21 protein-coding genes are annotated in these 19,807 nt (G+C 71.4%); 6 read left to right on the top strand and 15 right to left on the bottom strand.

The features are described from left to right. The first annotated feature begins 155 nt into the window (after positions 1–155). A complete protein-coding gene (gene metF / locus ABGB18_RS22145; protein WP_347697459.1) occupies positions 156–1,022 on the top strand; it encodes a methylenetetrahydrofolate reductase [NAD(P)H] in 867 nt (288 codons plus the stop codon). A gap of 145 nt (positions 1,023–1,167) precedes the next feature. Here metF and ABGB18_RS22140 read toward each other — a convergent pair whose 3' ends face one another. The 8 genes from ABGB18_RS22140 to ABGB18_RS22105 all read right to left on the bottom strand — a co-directional run bounded on the left by ABGB18_RS22140 (position 1,168) and on the right by ABGB18_RS22105 (position 6,994). After that, the gene (locus ABGB18_RS22140; protein WP_347697458.1) at positions 1,168–1,380 is read right to left on the bottom strand and encodes an EF-hand domain-containing protein; all 213 of its coding nucleotides are present in this window, start codon (positions 1,378–1,380) and stop codon (positions 1,168–1,170) included. Between the two features lie 74 nt (positions 1,381–1,454). Next, positions 1,455–2,819 (bottom strand): 8-oxoguanine deaminase, encoded by a 1,365-nt coding sequence (locus ABGB18_RS22135; RefSeq protein WP_347697457.1) that lies wholly within the window; start codon positions 2,817–2,819, stop codon positions 1,455–1,457. After that, positions 2,816–3,286 (bottom strand): (2Fe-2S)-binding protein, encoded by a 471-nt coding sequence (locus ABGB18_RS22130; protein WP_347697456.1) that lies wholly within the window; start codon positions 3,284–3,286, stop codon positions 2,816–2,818. The genes ABGB18_RS22135 and ABGB18_RS22130 overlap by 4 nt, the downstream gene beginning before the upstream one ends. After that, on the bottom strand, positions 3,286–4,146 hold the full coding sequence (locus ABGB18_RS22125) for an FAD binding domain-containing protein (RefSeq protein ID WP_347697455.1): 861 nt from the start codon (positions 4,144–4,146) through the stop codon (positions 3,286–3,288). The genes ABGB18_RS22130 and ABGB18_RS22125 overlap by 1 nt, the downstream gene beginning before the upstream one ends. A gap of 5 nt (positions 4,147–4,151) precedes the next feature. Next, complete coding sequence (gene pucL, locus ABGB18_RS22120; RefSeq protein ID WP_347697454.1) at positions 4,152–5,015, bottom strand: factor-independent urate hydroxylase; 864 nt, start codon at positions 5,013–5,015, stop codon at positions 4,152–4,154. After that, positions 5,016–5,315, bottom strand: a complete 300-nt coding sequence (gene uraH / locus ABGB18_RS22115) for a hydroxyisourate hydrolase (protein WP_347697453.1) — start codon at positions 5,313–5,315, stop codon at positions 5,016–5,018. Then, a complete protein-coding gene (locus ABGB18_RS22110) occupies positions 5,312–5,875 on the bottom strand; it encodes a 2-oxo-4-hydroxy-4-carboxy-5-ureidoimidazoline decarboxylase (RefSeq protein WP_347697452.1) in 564 nt (187 codons plus the stop codon). Before ABGB18_RS22110 ends, uraH begins: the two co-directional genes overlap by 4 nt. A 174-nt stretch (positions 5,876–6,049) precedes the next feature. Beyond that, complete coding sequence (locus ABGB18_RS22105; protein WP_347697451.1) at positions 6,050–6,994, bottom strand: NADP-dependent oxidoreductase; 945 nt, start codon at positions 6,992–6,994, stop codon at positions 6,050–6,052. Between the two features lie 162 nt (positions 6,995–7,156). Between ABGB18_RS22105 and ABGB18_RS22100 the strand changes: the two genes are divergently transcribed. Next, a complete protein-coding gene (locus tag ABGB18_RS22100) occupies positions 7,157–8,020 on the top strand; it encodes a deoxyribonuclease IV (RefSeq protein WP_347697450.1) in 864 nt (287 codons plus the stop codon). A gap of 340 nt (positions 8,021–8,360) precedes the next feature. Here ABGB18_RS22100 and ABGB18_RS22095 read toward each other — a convergent pair whose 3' ends face one another. The 5 genes from ABGB18_RS22095 to ABGB18_RS22075 form a co-directional block, all read right to left on the bottom strand. Continuing rightward, positions 8,361–9,854, bottom strand: coding sequence for a cation acetate symporter (locus ABGB18_RS22095; RefSeq protein WP_347697449.1), 1,494 nt, complete (start codon positions 9,852–9,854; stop codon positions 8,361–8,363). After that, positions 9,851–10,138, bottom strand: coding sequence for a hypothetical protein (locus tag ABGB18_RS22090; RefSeq protein ID WP_347697448.1), 288 nt, complete (start codon positions 10,136–10,138; stop codon positions 9,851–9,853). The genes ABGB18_RS22095 and ABGB18_RS22090 overlap by 4 nt, the downstream gene beginning before the upstream one ends. Before the next feature lie 22 nt (positions 10,139–10,160). Continuing rightward, entirely contained in the window at positions 10,161–10,901 is a 741-nt protein-coding gene (locus ABGB18_RS22085; RefSeq protein ID WP_347697447.1) for a LytTR family DNA-binding domain-containing protein, read from the bottom strand. A gap of 66 nt (positions 10,902–10,967) precedes the next feature. Continuing rightward, entirely contained in the window at positions 10,968–12,125 is a 1,158-nt protein-coding gene (locus tag ABGB18_RS22080) for a histidine kinase (RefSeq protein WP_347697446.1), read from the bottom strand. Between the two features lie 55 nt (positions 12,126–12,180). Next, positions 12,181–12,792 carry a molybdopterin-dependent oxidoreductase gene (locus ABGB18_RS22075; protein WP_347697586.1) on the bottom strand — a complete coding sequence of 204 codons (612 nt, stop codon included), beginning with the start codon at positions 12,790–12,792 and terminating at the stop codon, positions 12,181–12,183. A 226-nt stretch (positions 12,793–13,018) separates the two neighbouring features. Between ABGB18_RS22075 and aroF the strand changes: the two genes are divergently transcribed. Beyond that, positions 13,019–14,062: a 3-deoxy-7-phosphoheptulonate synthase gene (aroF, locus tag ABGB18_RS22070; protein WP_347697445.1), complete on the top strand. Its 1,044-nt coding sequence runs from the start codon at positions 13,019–13,021 to the stop codon at positions 14,060–14,062. An 88-nt stretch (positions 14,063–14,150) separates the two neighbouring features. Here aroF and thiI read toward each other — a convergent pair whose 3' ends face one another. Next, entirely contained in the window at positions 14,151–15,347 is a 1,197-nt protein-coding gene (thiI, locus tag ABGB18_RS22065; RefSeq protein ID WP_347697444.1) for a tRNA uracil 4-sulfurtransferase ThiI, read from the bottom strand. Between the two features lie 263 nt (positions 15,348–15,610). On the opposite strand from thiI, the gene ABGB18_RS22060 reads away from it, so the two are divergent. Together ABGB18_RS22060 and ABGB18_RS22055 are read left to right on the top strand one after the other, a co-directional pair. After that, entirely contained in the window at positions 15,611–16,480 is an 870-nt protein-coding gene (locus ABGB18_RS22060; protein ID WP_347697443.1) for an MHYT domain-containing protein, read from the top strand. A 178-nt stretch (positions 16,481–16,658) separates the two neighbouring features. Continuing rightward, positions 16,659–17,402, top strand: coding sequence for an MHYT domain-containing protein (locus ABGB18_RS22055; RefSeq protein WP_347697442.1), 744 nt, complete (start codon positions 16,659–16,661; stop codon positions 17,400–17,402). Between the two features lie 137 nt (positions 17,403–17,539). On the opposite strand, the gene ABGB18_RS22050 is transcribed toward ABGB18_RS22055, so the two are convergent. Next, positions 17,540–18,565, bottom strand: a complete 1,026-nt coding sequence (locus ABGB18_RS22050) for a 6-phosphofructokinase (protein ID WP_347697441.1) — start codon at positions 18,563–18,565, stop codon at positions 17,540–17,542. Positions 18,566–18,995: 430 nt separating this feature from the next. On the opposite strand from ABGB18_RS22050, the gene ABGB18_RS22045 reads away from it, so the two are divergent. Next, a complete protein-coding gene (locus ABGB18_RS22045) occupies positions 18,996–19,766 on the top strand; it encodes a Clp protease N-terminal domain-containing protein (RefSeq protein ID WP_347697440.1) in 771 nt (256 codons plus the stop codon). Positions 19,767–19,807: the final 41 nt, after the last annotated feature.

Here is a 19,807-nt window from a genome sequence, read left to right as displayed (position 1 = left end):
GATCGAATCCCCAGGTACGCCTCCCGGCCGCCACTCCGGCACCACCCGGCCCGGATCGGGCCGCGGTCGCCGTTTGAGCGCGTACCTGTAATCTTGGGGCCATGGCGCTTGGTCGATCCTCCATCCGGCCGGATCGTGTGCCCATCGTCCGCGACATGCTCGCTTCCGGTGGCCACACGTTCTCGTTCGAGTTCTTCCCGCCGAAGACCGACGAGGGCGAGCGGCAGCTCTGGCGGGCGATCAGGGAGCTGGAGTCGCTGCGGCCGACGTTCGTGTCGGTGACCTACGGGGCCGGCGGCAGCACCCGTGACCGCACGGTCGACATCGTCGAGCGCATCGCCCACGACACCACGCTGACGCCGGTGGCGCATTTCACCGCGGTCAACCACTCGGTGCGCGAGCTGCGCCACCTGGTGGGGCGCTTCGCCGACGCCGGGGTGCGCAACATCCTGGCCGTCCGCGGCGACCCGCCCGGCGACCCGATGGGCGACTGGGTGCGGCATCCCGAGGGCGTGCTCTACGCCGAGGAGCTGGTGCGGCTGATCCGGCAGGCGGGCGACTTCTGCGTGGGTGTGGCCGCCTTCCCCTACAAGCACCCGCGCTCGCCGTCCATCGAGTCCGACACCGAATACTTCGTCCGCAAGTGCCGCGCGGGCGCCGACTACGCGATCACGCAGATGTTCTTCGAGGCCGACGACTATCTGCGGCTGCGGGACCGGGTGGCGGCCGAGGGGTGCGACACCCCGATCATCCCGTGCATCATGCCGGTCACCCGGACGAGCACGATCGCGCGTTCCGAGCAGTTGTCGGGGGCGCCGTTCCCGCCTGCCCTGGCGGCCCGTTTCGAGGCGGTGGCCGACGACCCGGTGGCGGTGCGGCGGCTGGGCATCGACCACGGGGTGGAGATGTGCCGGCGGCTGCTGGCCGAGGGCGCGCCGGGCATCCACTTCATCACCTTCAACCAGTCGAGCGCCTCGCGCGAGGTGTTCCAACGGCTCGACGGGATCTCCGTCTCCGCCTGACCGTCCACGGGCAGGGGGCCGTCCGGGCGGCTCATCCGCGCCGGCGGCACGCCGGCGCGGATGAGCCCGCGACGCGGCGCGCGTTGTTCGGCGGCGCCCGCCTGGCGCGGCCACGGCGGGCCACCGCAGAGGAGCGGGAGGCGGCTCAGGAGACCGCGCGGATGAACTCCTCGAAGGAGTAGCGGCCGTCCTGGTCGGAGTCGGCCTCCTGGCTCATCGCGCCCAGAGCCTCGGCCGGGAGGTCGGGGAAGTGGTTCTTCAGCTCGGCCTCGCTGATGTAGCCGTCGCCGTCGGTGTCGATCGACGCGAAGGTGTTCTTGAGCTGCGCCAGCCGCTCGCCTGAGATTTCCGCCGTCACTGGGCCGCCTTTCGGTGCTTGTTTCCAGACATTTCCAACGATAGCCATCGTCGGCTTGTGCCTGGTCAAAGCGTCTATCTCCCGGTGTCCTCCGCCAGCCGCATCAGCCGCCGGCGCGCGTCGGCCCCGGCGCGGCCGGCGGCGTCCTGGGAGACGGTCCTCAGCTCGCCGTCCACCACCACGCTCCGCCCGCCGACCAGCACCCGGGCCGGCGTCGGCACCGGCCCGAGGACCAGCGCGCAGACCGGGTCCGTGACGGCGGCGGTGAACGGCCCGTCCACCCGCCACAGGACGAGGTCGGCCAGCTTGCCGGGTTCGAGCGTGCCCAGCTCGTCCTCGCGCCCGAGGTTGCGGGCGCCGCCGAGGGTGGCGAGCTCCAGGGCCTGCCGGGCGGTGAGCGCGTCGGGGCCGTGCCGGGCGCGCTGGAACAGCAGTGCCTGCCGCATCTCCCCCGCCAGCAGGGTCAGCTCCGAGGAGGCGCTGCCGTCCACCCCGAGCCCCACGTTCACGCCCCGGCGCAGCATCTCCGGCACGCGGGCGATGCCGGCCCCGAGCCGCCCGTTCGAGGAGGGGCAGTGCGCCGAGCCGGTGCCGGTGGCCGCCAGCTTGCCGATGTCGGCGTCTCTCAGGTGCACGGTGTGCGCGAACCACACATCCGGCCCCAGCCAGCCCAGCTTCTCCATGTAGTCGACGGGACGCATCCCGAACTGCTCCATGCAGTGCTCGTCCTCGTCGAGGGTCTCGGCGACGTGCGTGTGCAGGCGTACGCCCGCGGCCCTGGCCAATGCGGCGGACTCGGTCATCAGCTCGGCGCTGGCCGTGAACGGCGAGCACGGCGCGACGGCCACCCGCACCATCGAGGAGAACGAGGGGTCGTGATGGGCCTCGATGGCCGCGGCCGTGGCGGCCAGGATGTCGTCGAGCCGCTCGACGACCACGTCCGGCGGCAGCCCGCCGCGCGACTCGCCCCTGTCCATGGAGCCGCGCGCCGGATGGAACCTGATGCCCACCTCGCGCGCGGCCTCGATCGAGGCGGCGAGCAGGTCGCCCCGGCCCTGCGGGAAGACGTAGTGGTGGTCGCTGGAGGTGGTGCAGCCCGACAGGGCCAGCCAGCCCAGCCCCGCCGTGGCGGCGCCCTTGACGACGTCGGCGTCCATGGCGGCCCACACCCGGTAGAGCGCGACCAGCCACTCGAACAGGGTGGCGTCCTGGGCCAGCCCCTGCGAGGCCCACTGGTACAGGTGGTGGTGGGTGTTGACCAGGCCGGGTGTGGCCAGGCACCCGGTGCCGTCGATCCGGGTGGCGCCGCCGGGACCGCCGGGCGCGGGTCCCGGGCCCAGTGCGGCGATACGGTCCCCCTCGATCCTGATATATCCGGACTCGATCTCCGGTCCGGCGACGGGGGCGATGTACGCGTTCTCAATGATGATCTCGTTCATCGGGCCGCCTTCCGCGCGGCCGCCAGCCGTACCGCGTCGAGGATCTGCTCGTAGCCGGTGCACCGGCACAGGTTGCCCGCCAGCGCCTCCCTGATCTCGGCGTCCGACGGGCGCGGCACCCGCTCGATCAGGTCGTGCGCCTGCACGATGAGCCCCGGCGTGCAGAACCCGCACTGCACAGCCCCGCACTCCGCGAACGCCTCCTGCACCGGATCGAGCCGGTCCCCGTCGGCCAGCCCCTCGACGGTACGCACCCGCCGCCCCTCGGCCTGCCCCGCCGCGACCAGGCACGCGCAGACCGGCAGACCGTCCAGGTAGACCGTGCACGAGCCGCATTCGCCCTGCTCGCAGGCGTTCTTGGAGCCGGGCAGGCCGAGGCGTTCGCGCAGCACGTACAGCAGGCTCTCGCCCTCCCAGACGTCGTCGGCGCTCTCCTCACGGCCGTTGACGGTGAACCTGACGCGCATCAGGCGGCCCTCCTTGCCAGATGGTCGTTCCAGGCCCAGGTCAGCGTGCGGCGGGCCATCACGGCGATGGCGTGCACACGGTAGGCGGCGGTGCCGCGTACGTCGTCGATCGGCGCGGCGGCGGCCGCGCACAGCTCGGCGAAGCGCCCGGCCAGCGCGGGGTCCAGCGGCGCGGCCCAGTCGAGCTCCCGGGCCAGCAGGTCCTCGGCCTCCGGCGCCCGGCGCGGGGTGGGCGCGGCCGAGCCGATCCCGGTGCCGACCCGCCGCTCGCCGGGATGCAGCGCGAGCGCGAACGAGCACACCGCGATCACCATGGCGTTCCTGGTGCCGATCTTGGAGAAGTATTGTGGCCCGGTGGCGGGCCTGACGTGCACGGCCCTGATCAGCTCGTCCGGTTCCAGCGCACTGCGCTTGACCCCCAGGTAGAACTCCTCGGCCGGGATCATCCTGACCCCCCGCGCGCGCGACTCGACCTCGACGGCCGCGCCGGCGGCCAGCAGCGGCGGGTGGCTGTCCCCGGCGGGCGAGGCCGCGCCCAGGTTGCCGCCGACGGATCCGCGGTTGCGGATCTGCGGCGAGCCCACCGTACGCGCGGCCTGCGCGAGCCCCGGCAGCGGCCCGCCCAGCTCCCGGATGACCTCCGCGTACGACACCCCGGCCCCCACCCGGCACGCCCCGTCCACCATGGCCCATTCCCGCAGCTCGGCCACCCGGTTGAGGTCGAGCAACGCCGGCGGCCTGCGGCGGTCGAAGTTGATCTCGACCATGACGTCGGTGCCGCCCTGAACGGGCACCGCGTCCGGCTGGTCCGCCTTGGCGGCCAGGGCCTCCCCCCACGTCGTGGGGCGCAAGAAGTCCATCTCCCCTACTCCCAGGCGAATCCGGCATCGGGCGCGTCCTCGCGCAGCACGGCGCCCTCGATCAGGCCATAGGGGCGGTCGGCGGCGTGGAAGACCTCGTTGGCGTTGTCCAGCCCGAACGGCGACAGGTCCACCGGGAAGTGGTGCCTGTTCGGCAGGGACAGCCTGACCTCGCAGATCTCCGGGCAGGCCGCCAGGGCGCGCTCGCCCATGGCGTAGAGCGTCTGCTGGAGGGACAGGCTGTGGGTGCCGGCGAAGGCGTCCAGCAGGCCGCGCCGCACGTCCTCGTACGACCTGCCGAAGGAGGCGACGGCCGGGCCCGTGTGCCGCCACCACGCGGTCACCGCGGTGGCGAGGATGCGGTCGTCGGTGGGCTGGAGCGTGGTGTACTCGTCCACGAGGAAGCCGTGGAACTCCGACCCCGCCGAGTTCAGCACCACCAGGTCAGTCAGCCCCGACACCACGGTGGCCCGGCCGTCCGCGTCGTGGTGCGCGACGCACGTGCGGACCTCGCCCCCCTCGCGCACGAACGAGTGGGGGCCGCGGCGGCTCCAGGCGTACTCCTCGATCGCCACCCTGGCATGGTGGATCGTCGGCTGCGACTCGGCGAAGTGCCGGGCCAGCAGCAGCGCGAACTCCTCGATCTGCCCGACGCCGTGTTTCGCGGCCAGGGCGTAGACGGTGTTCTTCTGCGTGTCGGTGGGCAGGACGGCGGCGTTGTCGCCGGTCAGATGCGCGGCCTCCATGTCGCCGGAGAGCGAGGTGCTGACGCTGAGGTCCTTCAGGTGGTGCACGGGGCCGTCCCTGACGACGCGGACGAGCCTGGTTTCCGCCTTGCCGTAGCGGTTGGAGCCGAGCTTGACGGACATCTAGCTCCCTCGGTAGGTGGAGTAGGCGTACGGGCTGAGCAGCAGCGGCACATGGTGGTGCCGGCTCGGGTCGGTCACCGTGAAGGTGACGACGACCTCGGGGTAGAACGTGTCCGCCAGGTAGGAGCCGGTGTCGAAGACGACGCGGTGGACTCCGGCGCCCGGGTGCCAGCCCTTGATGCGGCCGTCGTCGTCGGTGCGGCCCTCGGCGACGACACGGCCGTCGTGCTCCAGGCGTACATGGAGGCCGGCCGCGGGGAGCCCGGTGACCGCGTTGAGCACGTGCGTCGAGAAGCTCATCGTGCCTCCTGCCCCATCGCCTTCGCGATCCGCAACCGGGTGATCTCGGCCAGCTCGTGGCGGACGACGCCGCGCTCGGTCTCCTCGTCGTTGCCCAGCCGCTCGCGGAGCCCGGCGAGCAGTTGCCCGCCGGTCAGCCCGGTGGCGCAGACCAGGTAGACGTGGCCGAAGCGCGCCTCGTAGGCCCGGTTGTGGCCGGCCAGCGCCGTGCGCAGCTCCTCCGCCGAGCCCGACTCCCCCGGGCCCGACTCCCCCGGGCCCGACTCTCCCAGGCCCGGCTCATCCAGGCCCGACTGCTCCTGCCGCGACCACGCCGCGGCCCGGCCGGCGCCGCCCGCGCGCTCGCCGATCCTCGGGTGCGCGGCGAGCGCCTCCAGCACGTCGGCCCACCCCAGCCCGCGCACGGCCGCCACGGCGGCGGCGCTCAGCCCGCCGACGTCCCGGAACGGCCGCCGGGCCGCCACCTCGGCGGCGAAGGCGCGGGAGTGGCAGCAGGCGAGCAGCTCCGCCTCGGCCTCGGCCGGGGAGCCCGCGTTGAACGCCTCGAGCGCGGTGGGCATGTCAGCAGTACACACATGTGCCCCGTGCCCGGTCCATGCGCCATAACTCCCAACTGCCCGCCCCGTTCGCCGCGGCTTTTCGTGTCATGCTCCAAGTGCGCCTTGCCGCAGCCCTCACATCGTGAACCCTCACATCGTGAACCCTCACATCGTGAACCCTCACATCGTGAACCCTCACATCGTGAACACCGTCTTGCCGCGGGCGCCGCGCCCCGGCAGCTCGCGTAGCCTGGCGGCGGCCTGCTCCAGCGGCACCAGCGACTCGACGCGCACGCGCAGCTCGCCGCTGTCGATGACGTCGGCCAGCTCGGCCAGGACGGGGCCGGTGACCTGGTTGACGATGTTCACGCCGCGGATCTCCCTGGCGGCCAGGGCCTGCGGGTCGAGGGCGTGGATGGCGCTGCAGATCACCCCGCCGGGACGCAGCAGCCCGGCGACGGCCTCGATCGCGGCGGGCGGGGTGACCAGGTCGAGCACCGCGTCGATGCCCTCGGGGTGGGCCGTGAGCACCCGGCCGGGCATCGAGCCCTTGGTGTGGTCGATGATCTCGGTCGCTCCCAGGGCGCGCATGAGGTCGACGGCGTCCGGCGCGGCGGTGGCGATGACGCGGGCGCCCCGCAGCGCCGCGAGCTGGGTGGCCGCCTGGCCCACGCCGCCGGTGGCCCCGACGATCAGGACGGTCTGGCCCTCGTCCAGGTCGGCGGCCTCGACCAGGTCGCGGGCGGTCACGGTGGCGGTGGGCACGGCCGCGGCCTGCTCGGGGAGCATGCCCTTGGGCATGAGGGCGACCGGCCCGCCCTGCGCCACCACGCCGTACTCGGCGAAGCTGCCCAGGCCGCGCGAGGGGTCGGCGAAGCGGCCGTAGACCTCGTCGCCCGCCTTGAACCCGGTCACCTCGGCGCCCATGTCCGCCACCACCCCGGCGCCGTCCTGGCCCATGATCAGCGGGAAGCGGGGGGACATCCGGTCCCGCATCGCGCCGCTGGCGATCTTGGTGTCGACCGGGTTGTAGCCGGCGGCGCGCAGCCGTACCAGCAGTTCGTCCGGGCGGGGCACGGGCTCGGGAACCTCGATGAGCTCCGGGTCCGCGCCGAAGTCGGAAATGGCGATGGCACGCATGGACTGTCCCCCGTCTGGCCTGCGGCTGTGACGAGGTAGGGCGTTCCCCGCGCCCTCCCCGGGCAAGTGGGGGCGGGCGGGCTCTTGGAGCAAGCTTTGTGCAGCGTGCCGCGATGCCGGCCGGGGAGAGTGTCGGCGGCTGCCCCTAAACTGTGACCCATCATGACCCCAACATCCCTGATCGGCGGGCACGTGCTCGTGACGGGCGGCCTGGCAACGGGCGGCCTGAGATACATGGCCGAGATCGGCGCCGAGATGATCCAGGTGTTCGTCACCAACCCGCGCGGCTGGGCCCTCACGGAGGGCCGGCCCGACGAGGACGCCAAGCTGGCCGAGTCGGGAGTCGACGCCTTCATCCACGTGCCCTATCTCGCCAACTTCGGCTCGCCCAGCACCGAGACGCTGGCCAACACCATCGCGATCGTCCGGCACACGCTGCGGCGCGGGGTGGAGACCGGCGCCAAGGGCATCGTGGTGCACACGGGCTCGGCGGTGACGCAGTCACGCGAGGACGCGCTGCGCCAGACGCGGGAAAACCTGCTGCCGCTGCTCGACGAGATCCCCGACGGCGGGCCCGACCTGCTGCTGGAGCCGATGGCGGGCCAGGGCGCCATGCTGTGCGCCACCGTCCAGGACCTGGAGCCCTACCTGGCGGCGCTCGACTGGCATCCGCGGGCCAACGTCTGCCTCGACACCTGCCACGCCTTCGCCGCCGGGCACGACCTGGCCGCGGCGGGTGGGGTGGAGGAGACGTTCGACGCCCTGCACAAGATCGCTCCCGGGCGGCTCAAGCTGATCCACGCCAACGACTCGAAGGACGTGTGCGGCGCCAAAAAGGACCGGCACGAGAACATCGGGGCGGGGCACATCGGCAGCCGGCCGTTCGCCGAGATGATGCGGCACCCGGCCGTCGCGGGCGTGCCCATCTGCATCGAGACCCCGGGTAAGGCCCCCGGGCACACCGAGGACATCGCGCTGCTGAAGCGGCTGCGCGACAGTGATCTCGACACCGGCCAATCGGGATAAGACGCTCGATCAACCGGAAAGCGTGACAGGGGCACCCGCTCGCGCGATCCGGCCGCCCCCGAAGGCCGGATCACGGGGCCGTTCTCGCGGCCTCGGCGGGTGCCCCCTCACCGGATCGGCATGGCGGGCCCTACCCCCGGACGAGGGCCCGGCAGCCGTGGCGACCTGCGCGGTCACCGGTGAATCCGGCGCATCCGACCTGCCTGAGCCTGCCGGCTCCGTCCCCCGATGCGCCGGGTGGCTTTCCGATGCCGAAACACTACGGTCGCGATCTTGTGGGAGAAGCCCTGTTTACGGCCAGCTCGTCGAACGGTCTGTAGTCATCGACATACGGAGCGTATCAGTGCGATGAGCGGTCCGCCGGAGGCGGCGAGCGGTAGCTTCCTGGGTCCGCGAGTTGCTCCGGCAGGTGCATCCTGGCCATCATCCGCCCCACTCCCCGGGGCACCCGACCCGGCGTGACCAGGGATATCCCTATCATCGCGGCAAAGGCGACCGGCACGGCGACCGGTGCGGGGTAGGAGGTCAGTGCGCCCATCTTCACGCCCGCCTCCGCGCAGATCACGAGCGTGACCGTCACGCCCCCGCCGAGCGCGAACCCGGCCGCCACCGCCGCGTCCGTCAGCCGCCGCCACCAGATCCCGAGCACCAGCAGCGGACAGAACGTGGCCGCCGAGAGGCTGAGGCCGAGCAGCACCAGCGCCACCGAGGCCCGCGGGCTGGTGACCGCCGTCAGGACGAGCGCGGTCAGCAGGACCGCGCCCACGGCGGCGCGGAAGGCGCGGACGCCGGTCCGCGTCAGGCATGCCGACACCGCGCCCCCGACCGCGACCAGCACCCCGCCCGTGGTGGCCAGGAAGGCCGCGAACGCCCCCGTGGCCAGCACCCCGGTCAGCAGCTCGCCCACCAGCCCAGGATGCATCCTGGCGGGCAGCAGCAGCACGATCTCGTCCGCCTCCGCCCCGGTGACGTGTACGTACCCCAGCAGCCCGTAGAGCGGCGGCACGAAGCAGAACAGGGCCAGCATGACCTGCGTCGCCACGATCGACCTGCGGGCCCCGTGGCCGTCCCGGTTGGTGTAGAGGCGGACGATCACGTGCGGCAGCCCCATCGTGCCCAGAGCGCACGCAAGCAGCACGGTCAGCACCCCCGGCAGCGACGGGTCACCAGTGCCCGCCAGCTCCGCGGTCCCGCGCCGATAACCCTCCGCGAACCAGGAGACGGGCCGCGAGCCGGACACCCACCAGCAGGCCACCCCGACACCAAGGAAGACGACGAGCTTCAGCCAGAACTGCACGGCCTGCACACTCGTCACGCTGCCCAGCCCGCCCGCGAGTGCCACGGCCAGCGTCGCCGTGGCCACGGCCGTCCAGCCCAGCCAGGGCGGCAGCCCGGTCAGCAGCCGCACCGCGGTCCCGGCCGCGTGCAACTGGGCGACCAGGAAGGTCAGCCCGATGAGCAGCACGAACCACGTGGTGAAGCGGCGCAGCCTGACCGACCCCAGCCGCCATTCGGCGAAGTCCGGCAGCGTGTACGTGCCCGACCGCCGCAACGGCGCCGCGACCAGGGCCAGGATGACGACGAAGCCCGCGGCGGCGCCCACCGGATACCACAGCATCGGCCCGCCCCGGGTGGCGATGAGCCCGGCGGTGCCCAGGCAGGCCGCCGCCGAGGTGAACTCCGAGGAGATCGCGGCGCCGTTCCACCAGGGGGGAACCGCCCTGGCCGCCACGGAGAAGTCGGAGACGCCGCTGGCGCGGCGTGGTCGCGCGGCACCCACCATGACGCCCAGAACCAGCACGAAGGCGATCCCGGTCAGCACCGCGACGGTCATTTCTCCAGCCGCTCCGCCCGCTTCAGCTGCAGCACGGCCAACCCCACCCACACGCCCTGCACGGCCATCGACAGCGCCACCCACACCCCGGCGTCGGGCACCCACAGGGCGACCACCGGGACGCCCATCAGCAGCCCGGCCACGGCGCCCACGGTCAGCAGCGCCTGCCGTAACTGCCGCCGCATGACGGCCCGCACGTCGGGACAGTCCTCCGCGGGGTCCGGCCGGCCGCGCGCTCCGAGCGCGGCCGGCCGCCGCGAGACGACCACCCGCCGCGCGATCACCGCGGAACGCCCTGGCCGGCGGTCACGACATCACGTCCCGGTGCTGGCGGACAAGCTGCTCGCGGACCTGGCGGCTGTGCCGCCTGCTGACGTGCAGGATCTCGGTGCCGACGGTGAGCATCACCCGGCCGCCCTCGAATCTGAGCTCGCTGACGTGCCGGGCCGAGACCAGGGTGCTGCGGTGGATGCGGATGAACCCGGCCTCCGACCAACGTCGCTCCAGCGCGGCCAGCGACATGCGCACCAGGTAGCTGCCATCGACGGTGTGCAGGCGCACGTAGTCGCCCTTGGCCTCGGCGAACCAGACGGACTGCTGCGGCACGAACCTGGTGCGCCCGCCGAGCTCGACCGGGATCACCTCGTCCTGGCCCGGCTCGGAGCCCGGCGAGGTGGCGGCCTCCAGCCTGCGCACGGCCTCGGACAGGCGCTCGGCCCTGACGGGCTTGAGCAGGTAGTCGACCGCCTCCAGTTCGAACGCCTGCACCGCGCAGTCCTCGTGCGCCGTCACGAACACCAGCCGGGGCGGGCTGGGGAAGCCGCCGACGAGCCGGGCGAGGTCGAGGCCGTCCATCCCGGGCATCTTGATGTCCAGGAACACGCCGTCGAGCCGCTCACCCCCGCCGATCATCTGGACCATGTCCTGCAGCGCCGTGACGCCGTCGGCCGCGGTCGTGACGTGCTCGATCCTGTCGTCCTGGCGCAGCAGATAGGCGAGCTCCTCCAGAGCGGGCACCTCGTCGTCGACGGCCAGGACTCTCAGCATGTCCTCCACGCTGCCGTATATAAGCAAAGGTCACAAGCGACACGCCAGCCCGGCGTAATCATTCGACTACAATGTGGTGAGTTGTGTCTTGGGCACCCGGAGCCGCACCTTGGTGCCCGCGCCCAGCGCCGTCTCCACCACGAGCCCGTAGCCGTCGCCGTAGATCTGGCGCATGCGCAGGTCCACGTTGGCCAGCCCGATGCCGCTGCCCTCGCGGGCGGGGTCCTCGTCGAGCATGCGCCGCGCGCAGTCGGGGTCCATCCCGCTGCCGTCGTCCTCGACGGTGATGTGCGCCTCGGGGCCCGCGTCGCGCACCACCACGCGCACTTCGCCGCCCCCGCCGCGGCCCCGCATGCCGTGCTTGATGGCGTTCTCGACCAGCGGTTGCAGGCACAGGAACGGCACCGGCACGGGCAGCACCTCCGGCGCCACCTGCATGCTGAAGCGCAGCTTGTCGCCGAAGCGGGCGCGCTCCAGCAGCAGGTAGCGGTCCACGCAGGTCAGCTCCTCGGCCAGGGTGGTGAAGTCGTGCGCCCGGCACAGGGCGTATCGGGAGAAGTCGGCGAAGTCGAGCAGCAGTTCGCGGGCGCGCTTGGGGTTGGTGCGGACGAAGGAGGCGATCGTGGTGAGCGCGTTGTAGACGAAGTGCGGCGAGATCTGCGCGCGCAGGGCCCGCATCTCGGCCTCCAGCGCGCGCCGCCGCGAGGCGTCCAGCTCGGCCAGCTCAAGCTGGCCGGAGACCCAGCTCGCGACCTCGGTGACGGTGCGTACGAGCGCCGCGCTCACCTCGTCGTCGAAGGCCGCCAGCGTGCCCACGACCGTGCCGTCCACGGTCAGCGGCACCACCACGGCCCCGTGCGGCTCACCCGCGAACACCTGCGCCCGCCCGGCGGCCAGCGTGGCCCTGGCGTGGGTGAGCACGCCGTCGGTGCACGGCCCGTCCCAGGCCAGCGCGGCCTCGGTGGAGGTGATCGCGACGGCGTGGGTGCCGAGGAGCGTGTGCAGGTGGCGTACGGCCTTGCGGGCCGAGTCGCGGTTGAGCCCGGCGCGCAGGGCGGGGGCGGCCATCGCGGCGATGTGCAGCGTCGTGAAGGTCGCCTCGTCCGACCTGCGCCCGCAGGGCGGCGCGGCGCGGCGCCACCGGGCCCGGGCGACCCCGAGACCGGCCAGGGACCCCGCGAGGAAGGACAGGCAGGACAGTGCCACGCACGCGGCGGTCAGCATGCGGGCAACCGTAGCCAAGAACGGACCGTGTCCGAGGCAAAACAGGGCGTGAAGTCTATGGGGGCCCTTCGCCGGGTTCTTCCTGGTAGGAGTAACGCTGCTCACGCCACGGGTCGGCCACGTTGTGGTAGCCGCGCTCCTCCCAGAAGCCGCGGCGGTCCTCAAGGAGGTATTCGATGCCGCGCACCCATTTGACGCTCTTCCACGCGTAGAGGTGCGGCACCACGATCCGCAGCGGGAAGCCGCGGTCGAGGCTGAGCGGCTTCTCGTCGAGCCCCGTGGCGAACAGGGTGTCAGCCGCCGTGAGGTCGGACATGCGCAGGTTGGCGCCGTAGCCGTATTCGGCCCAGATCATCACGTGGCGCACACGGGGATCGGGCGGGGCGGCCTCCATGATCGTGGCCGGGGCGACGCCGCGCCACTCGTTGGCCATGAGCGAGAACTTGGTCACGCAGTGGAAGTCGGCGATCCGGGTCGTGCGCGGCAACCGCTCGAACTCGCTCCAGGTGAAGCAGTGCTCCTCGCCCGAGGCGGTGGCCCCGGAAACGCGCAAGTCCCAGCTCTCCGGGTTGAACCGGGGCACCCTGCCGTAGTGGATGACGGGTCGGCCGCGCGGGACGTACTGGCCCGGCGGCAGGCGCGACTCCTCCACGATCACTCCCCTCACCGATCTCACGTCTTGAGCCATCCTGCCATCGGATCGCCGATGGCTCGCGGGCGGGTGCGGTGCGCTACGATTGGCTCTTATGCGCACCGCGTTCCTGTTTTGGTATGGCGACGGACCCGAGTCCGTTCGCCATCTGACGCTGCGCTAGCAGACAGGCGAACGAAGGCCCCGGGTCCACCAGGACCCGGGGCCTTCGTCATTTCCGGACTCAGAAGGAGAGCAGCACATGGTGATCGTGATGGGGCCCGAGGCCACCGCGGACGATCTGGCGTCCATCGTGTCGGTCGTGCAGGCGGCCGGCGTGGAGGCGTTCGTCAGCAAGGGGGTGCGGCGCACGATCGTGGGGCTGGTCGGCGACGTGACGCAGCTCGACGCGGCCGCCCTGCGCGGGATGGGCGGGGTTCGCGACGTCATGCGGGTGTCGACGCCGTACAAGCTGGTCAGCAGGGAGAACCATCCGGAACGCTCCACGATCCACGTGGGCGGCGTGCCGATCGGCCCCGGCACCGTGACCCTGATCGCGGGGCCGTGCGCGGTGGAGACGCACCAGCAGACGCTGGAGGCGGCCAGGATGGCGCAGGCGGCGGGCGCCTCCCTGCTGCGCGGCGGGGCCTTCAAGCCGCGCACCTCGCCGTACGCCTTCCAGGGGCTGGGCGAGCAGGGCCTGCGCATCCTGGCCGACGTACGCGAGGAGACCGGGCTGCCGATCGTGACGGAGGTGGTCGACGCCCGCGACGTGGAGCTGGTGGCCTCCTACGCCGACATGCTGCAGGTCGGCACCCGCAACATGCAGAACTTCGCACTGCTGCAGGCGGTCGGCGCGGCGGGGCGGCCGGTGATGCTCAAGCGCGGCATGAACGCCACCATCGAGGAGTGGCTGATGGCCGCCGAGTACATCGCGCAGCGCGGCAACCTGGACATCGTGCTGTGCGAGCGGGGCATCAGGACGTTCGAGACGGCGACCCGCAACACCCTGGACGTCTCGGCGGTGCCGGTGGCGCAGCGCCTGTCGCACCTGCCGGTGATCATCGACCCGTCGCACTCGGGCGGCCGGCGGGAGCTGGTGCTGCCGCTCACCCGGGCGGCCGTCGCGGTGGGCGCGGACGGCGTGATCATCGACGTGCACCCGCGGCCGGAGCAGGCGCTCTGCGACGGCCCGCAGGCGCTGCTCGACGCCGACTTGGGCGAGCTGGCCCAGGTCATGACCGATTTCCCGGCGTTGCTCGGCAAGTCCGCGGCGGTCCGGGCAGACGGCTGGGTGACCGCCTGATCTGATGCCGCCCCACCTGCCACGAGCGTTCGGGTACGGCCGCCGCCGCCACAAGCCCCCACCGGCCGTGCCCGAGGACCAGGGGCGCTTAGAGCGTGTACTCCTGGATCGAGTCGGCGAGCTGCACGCACAGCTCCTCCGCGTCGAGCCGCTTCTCGATCTGCCGCAGATCCTCGATCTTGGCCCGGGTCTCCGCCCGCTTGGGCGCCAGCAGCGTGCAACAGTCCTCGTCGGGCAGCTCCGAGATCTCCAGCGTGCCGATGCGCCGCGCCTCGGCCATGATCTCGGTCTTGTCCCAGCCCACGAGCGGCCGCAGGATCGGCAGCTCCACCGCGTTGTCCTGGGCGGTGATGTTGGTCAGGGTCTGGGAGGAGACCTGGCCGAGCGCGTCGCCGGTGATCAGCGCGGAGGCGCGGATGCGGTGGGCGACCTCCTCGGCCGTCTTGAGCATGAGCCGCCGCTGCGCGATCACGGCCAGCCGGTCCTCGCCGGAGGTGCGGATCGACTGCTGCGCCTTGCCGAAGGGCACCACCCACAGCCGTGACCGGCCCTGGAACCTGTCGAGCCGCCTGACCAGCGCGTAGGCCTTGTAGATCGACTCGGAGGTGGTGAACGGGATGCCGGAGAAGTGCAGGAAGTCGACGTGCAGGCCGCGCCGCATCATCCGGTAGGCCGCCACCGGCGAGTCGATGCCACCCGACATGAGCACCAGCGCCCGGCCGCTGCTGCCGACGGGCAGGCCGCCCTGGCCGGGGATGCCGCCGGTGAAGACGAAGACCTCGTCCCGGTCGACCTCGATGAACACCGTCAGCTCGGGGTTCTTCAGGTCGACGGGCAGGCCGTACTCGTCGTTGATGGCGCCGCCCACGAACCGGTCGAGCTCGTTGGAGCGCAGCGGGAAGCGCTTGTCGCGGCGGCGGGAGCGGACCGCGAAGCGGGCGCCCCGCTTGGCCTCCTCGCTCTCGCCGACCAGCTCCAGCCCGGCCTTGAGCACGGTGTCGGGGTCTTTGGCGACCCGCCAGGCCTGGTGGATCCACACCAGTCCGGGCACCTCGGCGACCCGCTCGGCCACGGCCCGCGCCTGCTCGGCCGAGGCGCCCTGAGGCAGGAAGATCGCGATGACGCCGTGCCGCTTACGCACGTCGACCTTGAGCTCCAGGCTCTTGAGGGCGTCGCGGATGTTGGCGATCAGCCGGCGTTCGAACAGCTCGCGGTTCTTGCCTTTGAGGACGATCTCGCCCAGCTTGAGCAGAACGCACGGCTCGCCCAGGGCGGACATCGTCATGGTGGAACCTCCGGGAAGACGGGGATATGCGCGCGCTGATGGCAACGTCGCGCCCCATCGAGTTTAGTCCGCGTCCCGTCCCCGCTCGATCGCGTATCGCGCCGGCTCCGCCCGCCCGCGCGGCGGAGGCGGGCCGGACGGGCGGACCGTGAGACACCCTCACGCCCCGACATCACCAGTTGACAGATAGTTGCAGTATCCATGCGAAAGGGACAAGCCGGATGCCAGAATCCGGGAATCCCGAATGCAAGGAAGCACCGCAGATGACTGATGTGAACCATTTCACCTATGGCCTGCTCACACCGCTGCTCGCCTACGTGATGTCGTGCATCGGTTCGATGCTCGGACTGCGGCTCACCGCCCAGGCGCACGCCTCGCGTGGCGGCGCACGCGTGCGCTGGCTGCTGGGCGCGGCCGTGTCCATCGGCGGCACGGGCATCTGGGTCATGCACTTCGTCGCCATGATGGGCTTCGAGGTGGAGGGCACCCAGATCAAATATGACGTGTGGCTGACCGCGGCCTCCGCCGTGGTGGCCATCGTGGTCGTCGGGACCGGGCTGCTCCTGGTCTCCTACGGCCGCGGCCGGGCCGTGGCGCTCCTCGGCGGCGGCCTGCTCACCGGGCTGGGCGTGGCGTCCATGCACTACCTCGGCATGTACGCGATGAACATGTCGGCCCACGTCGCCTACGACCGCGTGACCGTCGGCCTGTCCGTGGCCATCGCCGTGGTGGCGGCCACGGTGGCGCTGTGGTTCACGCTGCGGGTCAAGAAGACCGTCTGGATCACCGGCGCGGCCCTGGTCATGGGCGTGGCGGTCTCCGGCATGCACTACACCGGCATGTACGCGATGCACGTCACGGTCGACGCCGAGCCCGGCATGGTCTCCGGCGCCGACGCCCTCGACTTCCTCGTGCCCCTCATGACCGTCATCAGCCTGATCACGCTGACCATGCTCCTCATGGTCATCCTCTCCCCCAGCGAGGAGGAGTTGCACGAGGACGCCGAGCTGGTGGCCAAACTCGAGCTCCGGCGGCGCGCCACCGAGCAGGAACAGCTCTCCTATCCCACGCCCGCGCCCGTCACGCCGCTGCCCCAGCGCCGGCAGTCGCCGGCCCAGGCCCGCCGACGATAACGGCAGCCGAACCGCAGCCGAAGACCGACTCCAGATAGTTGCGCTAGATGACGAGCCCTGCTCATACTCCCTTATCGATCGGTGCGTAAGGGATGGGTGGGGAATGTCACCGGTAGATCATTTTTCCTTTGGGCCGCTAACGCCCGTGCTCGCATACGTCATGTCAAGCGTCGGTTCCATGCTGGGGCTCCTGCTGACGTCCCGCGCCCGCCTGGTCGGCGGGCGTGAAAGGAGGTACTGGCTGGTCGGGGCCGCGGTGGCCATCGGCGGCACGGGTGTCTGGACGATGCACTTCATCGCCATGATGGGCTTCTCCGTGACCGGCACGGTGATCCGCTACGACGTCCCGCTGACCGCCGCCTCGGCCCTCATCGCGATCGTCTTCGTGGGCATCGGCCTGTTCCTGGCCTCGCACGGCGGCGAACGATCGATGTTCCTGCTCGGCGGCGGCGTGCTGACCGGCTTGGGGGTGGCGGCCATGCACTACCTCGGCATGGCCGCCATGAACATGTCCGGTCGCGTCTCCTACGACCCGCTGACCGTCGTGATCTCGATCCTCATCGCGGTCGCGGCGGCCACCGTGGCGCTCTGGTTCACCCTGCGGGTGAGCGGCGCCCTCAGGATCGGCGGTGCGGCGCTGGTCATGGGTGTGGCGGTCTCCGGCATGCACTACACGGGCATGTACTCGATATCGGTCACCACGCACGCGGACATGGTGCCCGTACCGGGCGCCGAGGGCATCGACTTCCTGCTGCCGCTGATCATCGGGATCAGCGTGGTCACCGTGGGGCTGCTGCTGGCGGTCATGCTCTCGCCGTCGGAGAAGGAGTTGCGCAGCGAGGCCGAGTTCAGGGAGCGTCTGCGCCAACACGGCGAGGGCGTGCCGGAAGGGGTGGATCTCTTCGGCACGCCCCGCGGTTGAGCTATGTCAGAGGTACGACCCCGCTTCGCATGGTGGGCCGCCAACTCGCTGCGACGCGGAGCCGTACCTTGAGGGGGTTGTTGTGGTAACCCCGCTGATACAGAAGTTACGGCCCTCCGCTTGCAAGCGGCTTTCAGTCAGCCGAAGAAGACCTCCGCCTCGGAGTAACGCGACACCGGAACCGTCTTCAGCTCGGCCGTGGCCTCGTCGAGCCCGACGCGTACGATGTCGGTGCCGCGCAGCGCGACCATCTTGCCGTAGTCGCCCTCGTGGGCCGCGTCGATGGCCTGCAACCCGAACCTGGTGGCCAGCACCCGGTCGTAGGCCGTCGGAGTGCCGCCGCGCTGGATGTGGCCGAGCACCGTGGTGCGGGCCTCCTTGCCGGTGCGCTTCTCGATCTCCTTGGCCAGCATCTCGCCGATGCCGCCCAGCCGTACGTGGCCGAACGCGTCCAGCTCACCCGCCTGCAGCTCCATCTGGCCCTCGATCGGGTGCGCGCCCTCGGCCACCACGATGATCGGCGAGTAGCGGGTGCGGAAGCGGGACTCGACGTATTCGCAGACCCGGTCGATGTCGAAGGGCTTCTCCGGGATGAGGATGACGTTCGCGCCGCCGGCCATGCCCGCGTGCAACGCGATCCAGCCGGCGTGGCGGCCCATGACCTCGCAGATGAGCGCGCGGTGGTGGGACTCGGCGGTGGTGTGGAGCCGGTCGATGGCCTCCATCGCGATGTTGACGGCGGTGTCGAAGCCGAAGGTGTAGTCGGTGCCCGACAGGTCGTTGTCGATGGTCTTGGGCACGCCCACGACGTTGACGTCACGGTCGTAGAGCTGTTTGGCGACGCCCAGGGTGTCCTCGCCGCCGATGGCGATCAGCGCGTGCACGCCGGTGGAGGCCAGGTTTTCCTTGATCCGGTCGACGCCGCCGTCGATCTTCATCGGGTTGGTGCGCGAGGAGCCCAGTATGGTGCCGCCACGCGGCAGGATGCCGCGTACGGACTGGATGTCGAGCGGCATGGTTTCGCCCTCCAGCGGACCGCGCCAGCCGTCGCGGAAGCCGACGAACTCGTGGCCGTAGACGCTCACCCCCTTCCGCACCACTGCCCTGATCACAGCATTGAGACCGGGGCAGTCGCCGCCTCCGGTGAGCACTCCTATACGCATGGCGGGTTCCTCCCGATGGGGTTCACGAACCGGACCGCAGTGTTCAGACTCGCATTCTGCCCGTCGGCGCTGGCAGTGGTCTAGACCAAACGCCACGCTGCGCGGTCCAAACCCGCGGCGGGAGGCGATTTCGCGACTGTGTCGGCCATCGCCGCCGGGACAACTCGGGTGACCACTCTCGTAGTTACCTAAAACGGGCAAATCCCGTCGCGGGCTACGAGGCGTTCGCCCGGCATTTCCCTTCCCCGGCGAGGTGGCGCACAATCCCTCGGGGAATCGCGGGGGCACCCCCGCGCCCCCCGCGCGAATGCGGATGAGGGTGAGGCTCCATCGCACACCCCTCTCAGACACACGCGCTCCGCCCATCCTGTGCACCGAGCTCGTCAACCCGAGGTTGACGTTGGCGAGTCGTCAACTTATGGTTGACGGCATGGATGGAACCGTTCGTCTTGACGACCTCATCAACGTGATCAAGGTCCGCCACCCCGACGGCGACCCGCTCGGCCAACTGTCCGACGCGGTACAGCTCGGTGAGCACATCGGCGAGGTGGCCGACCACCTGATCGGCCACTTCGTGGACCAGGCCAGGCGCTCCGGCGCGTCCTGGACCGACATCGGGCGCAGCATGGGCGTCACCAAGCAGGCCGCGCAGAAGCGGTTCGTGCCCAAGGAAGGCGGCTCGATGGCCGAGGACCTGCGCGCCTACTCCCGCTACACCGCCCGGGCCCGCCACGCCGTGGTGAAGGCGCAGGCCGAGGCGCAGGAGACGGGGCACAGCCACATCGAGGTCGGCCACCTGGTGCTCGGCCTGCTGGTCGAGCCGGAAGGGCTGGCGGCCAAGGCCATGGTGACGCTGGGCGCCCCGCCCGAGCGGGTCAGGGAGGCCGTCACGGCCGTGCTCGGGCCCGGCGGCGAGAAGTCCGCGGACCCGCCGCCCTTCGCGGCGCAGAGCAAGAAGGTGATGGAGCTGACGCTGCGCGAGGCGTTGCGGCTGGGGCACGACTTCGTCGGCACCGAGCACCTGCTGCTCGGCGTGTTGTCGCTGGAGGAGGGGCCGGTGCTGCGGGCACTGGCTGAGCTGGGGGTGACGAAGGAGGCCGCGGAACGCGAGATCACGCAGGAGATCGACAAGATCCTCGGCCCGCTGAGCCCCACCCAGCGCCTCACGTCCGACTCCTCGAAGGACGACAGCACGTCCTGACCCTCACTCTCCACGGCCAGCCCCTCGGGGGACAAACCCCT

Source organism: Nonomuraea sp. B12E4, assembly GCF_039871825.1.
Classification (GTDB): Bacteria; Actinomycetota; Actinomycetes; order Streptosporangiales; family Streptosporangiaceae; genus Nonomuraea.
Note: the sequence above shows the minus strand (reverse complement) of the source record. Positions and strands in the feature narration are given on the sequence as shown.

Bases quoted from the DNA above. Each gene is read 5' to 3' on its own strand.
- metF (WP_347697459.1), top strand. From the start codon at position 156: ATGCTCGCTTCCGGTGGCCACACGTTCTCGTTCGAGTTCTTCCCGCCG.
- ABGB18_RS22135 (WP_347697457.1), bottom strand. From the start codon at position 2,819: ATGAACGAGATCATCATTGAGAACGCGTACATCGCCCCCGTCGCCGGA.
- ABGB18_RS22130 (WP_347697456.1), bottom strand. From the start codon at position 3,286: ATGCGCGTCAGGTTCACCGTCAACGGCCGTGAGGAGAGCGCCGACGAC.
- ABGB18_RS22125 (WP_347697455.1), bottom strand. From the start codon at position 4,146: ATGGACTTCTTGCGCCCCACGACGTGGGGGGAGGCCCTGGCCGCCAAG.
- pucL (WP_347697454.1), bottom strand. From the start codon at position 5,015: ATGTCCGTCAAGCTCGGCTCCAACCGCTACGGCAAGGCGGAAACCAGG.
- uraH (WP_347697453.1), bottom strand. From the start codon at position 5,315: ATGAGCTTCTCGACGCACGTGCTCAACGCGGTCACCGGGCTCCCCGCG.
- ABGB18_RS22110 (WP_347697452.1), bottom strand. From the start codon at position 5,875: ATGCCCACCGCGCTCGAGGCGTTCAACGCGGGCTCCCCGGCCGAGGCC.
- ABGB18_RS22105 (WP_347697451.1), bottom strand. From the start codon at position 6,994: ATGCGTGCCATCGCCATTTCCGACTTCGGCGCGGACCCGGAGCTCATC.
- ABGB18_RS22100 (WP_347697450.1), top strand. From the start codon at position 7,157: ATGACCCCAACATCCCTGATCGGCGGGCACGTGCTCGTGACGGGCGGC.
- ABGB18_RS22095 (WP_347697449.1), bottom strand. From the start codon at position 9,854: ATGACCGTCGCGGTGCTGACCGGGATCGCCTTCGTGCTGGTTCTGGGC.
- ABGB18_RS22085 (WP_347697447.1), bottom strand. From the start codon at position 10,901: ATGCTGAGAGTCCTGGCCGTCGACGACGAGGTGCCCGCTCTGGAGGAG.
- ABGB18_RS22080 (WP_347697446.1), bottom strand. From the start codon at position 12,125: ATGCTGACCGCCGCGTGCGTGGCACTGTCCTGCCTGTCCTTCCTCGCG.
- aroF (WP_347697445.1), top strand. From the start codon at position 13,019: ATGGTGATCGTGATGGGGCCCGAGGCCACCGCGGACGATCTGGCGTCC.
- thiI (WP_347697444.1), bottom strand. From the start codon at position 15,347: ATGACGATGTCCGCCCTGGGCGAGCCGTGCGTTCTGCTCAAGCTGGGC.
- ABGB18_RS22060 (WP_347697443.1), top strand. From the start codon at position 15,611: ATGACTGATGTGAACCATTTCACCTATGGCCTGCTCACACCGCTGCTC.
- ABGB18_RS22055 (WP_347697442.1), top strand. From the start codon at position 16,659: ATGCTGGGGCTCCTGCTGACGTCCCGCGCCCGCCTGGTCGGCGGGCGT.
- ABGB18_RS22050 (WP_347697441.1), bottom strand. From the start codon at position 18,565: ATGCGTATAGGAGTGCTCACCGGAGGCGGCGACTGCCCCGGTCTCAAT.
- ABGB18_RS22045 (WP_347697440.1), top strand. From the start codon at position 18,996: ATGGATGGAACCGTTCGTCTTGACGACCTCATCAACGTGATCAAGGTC.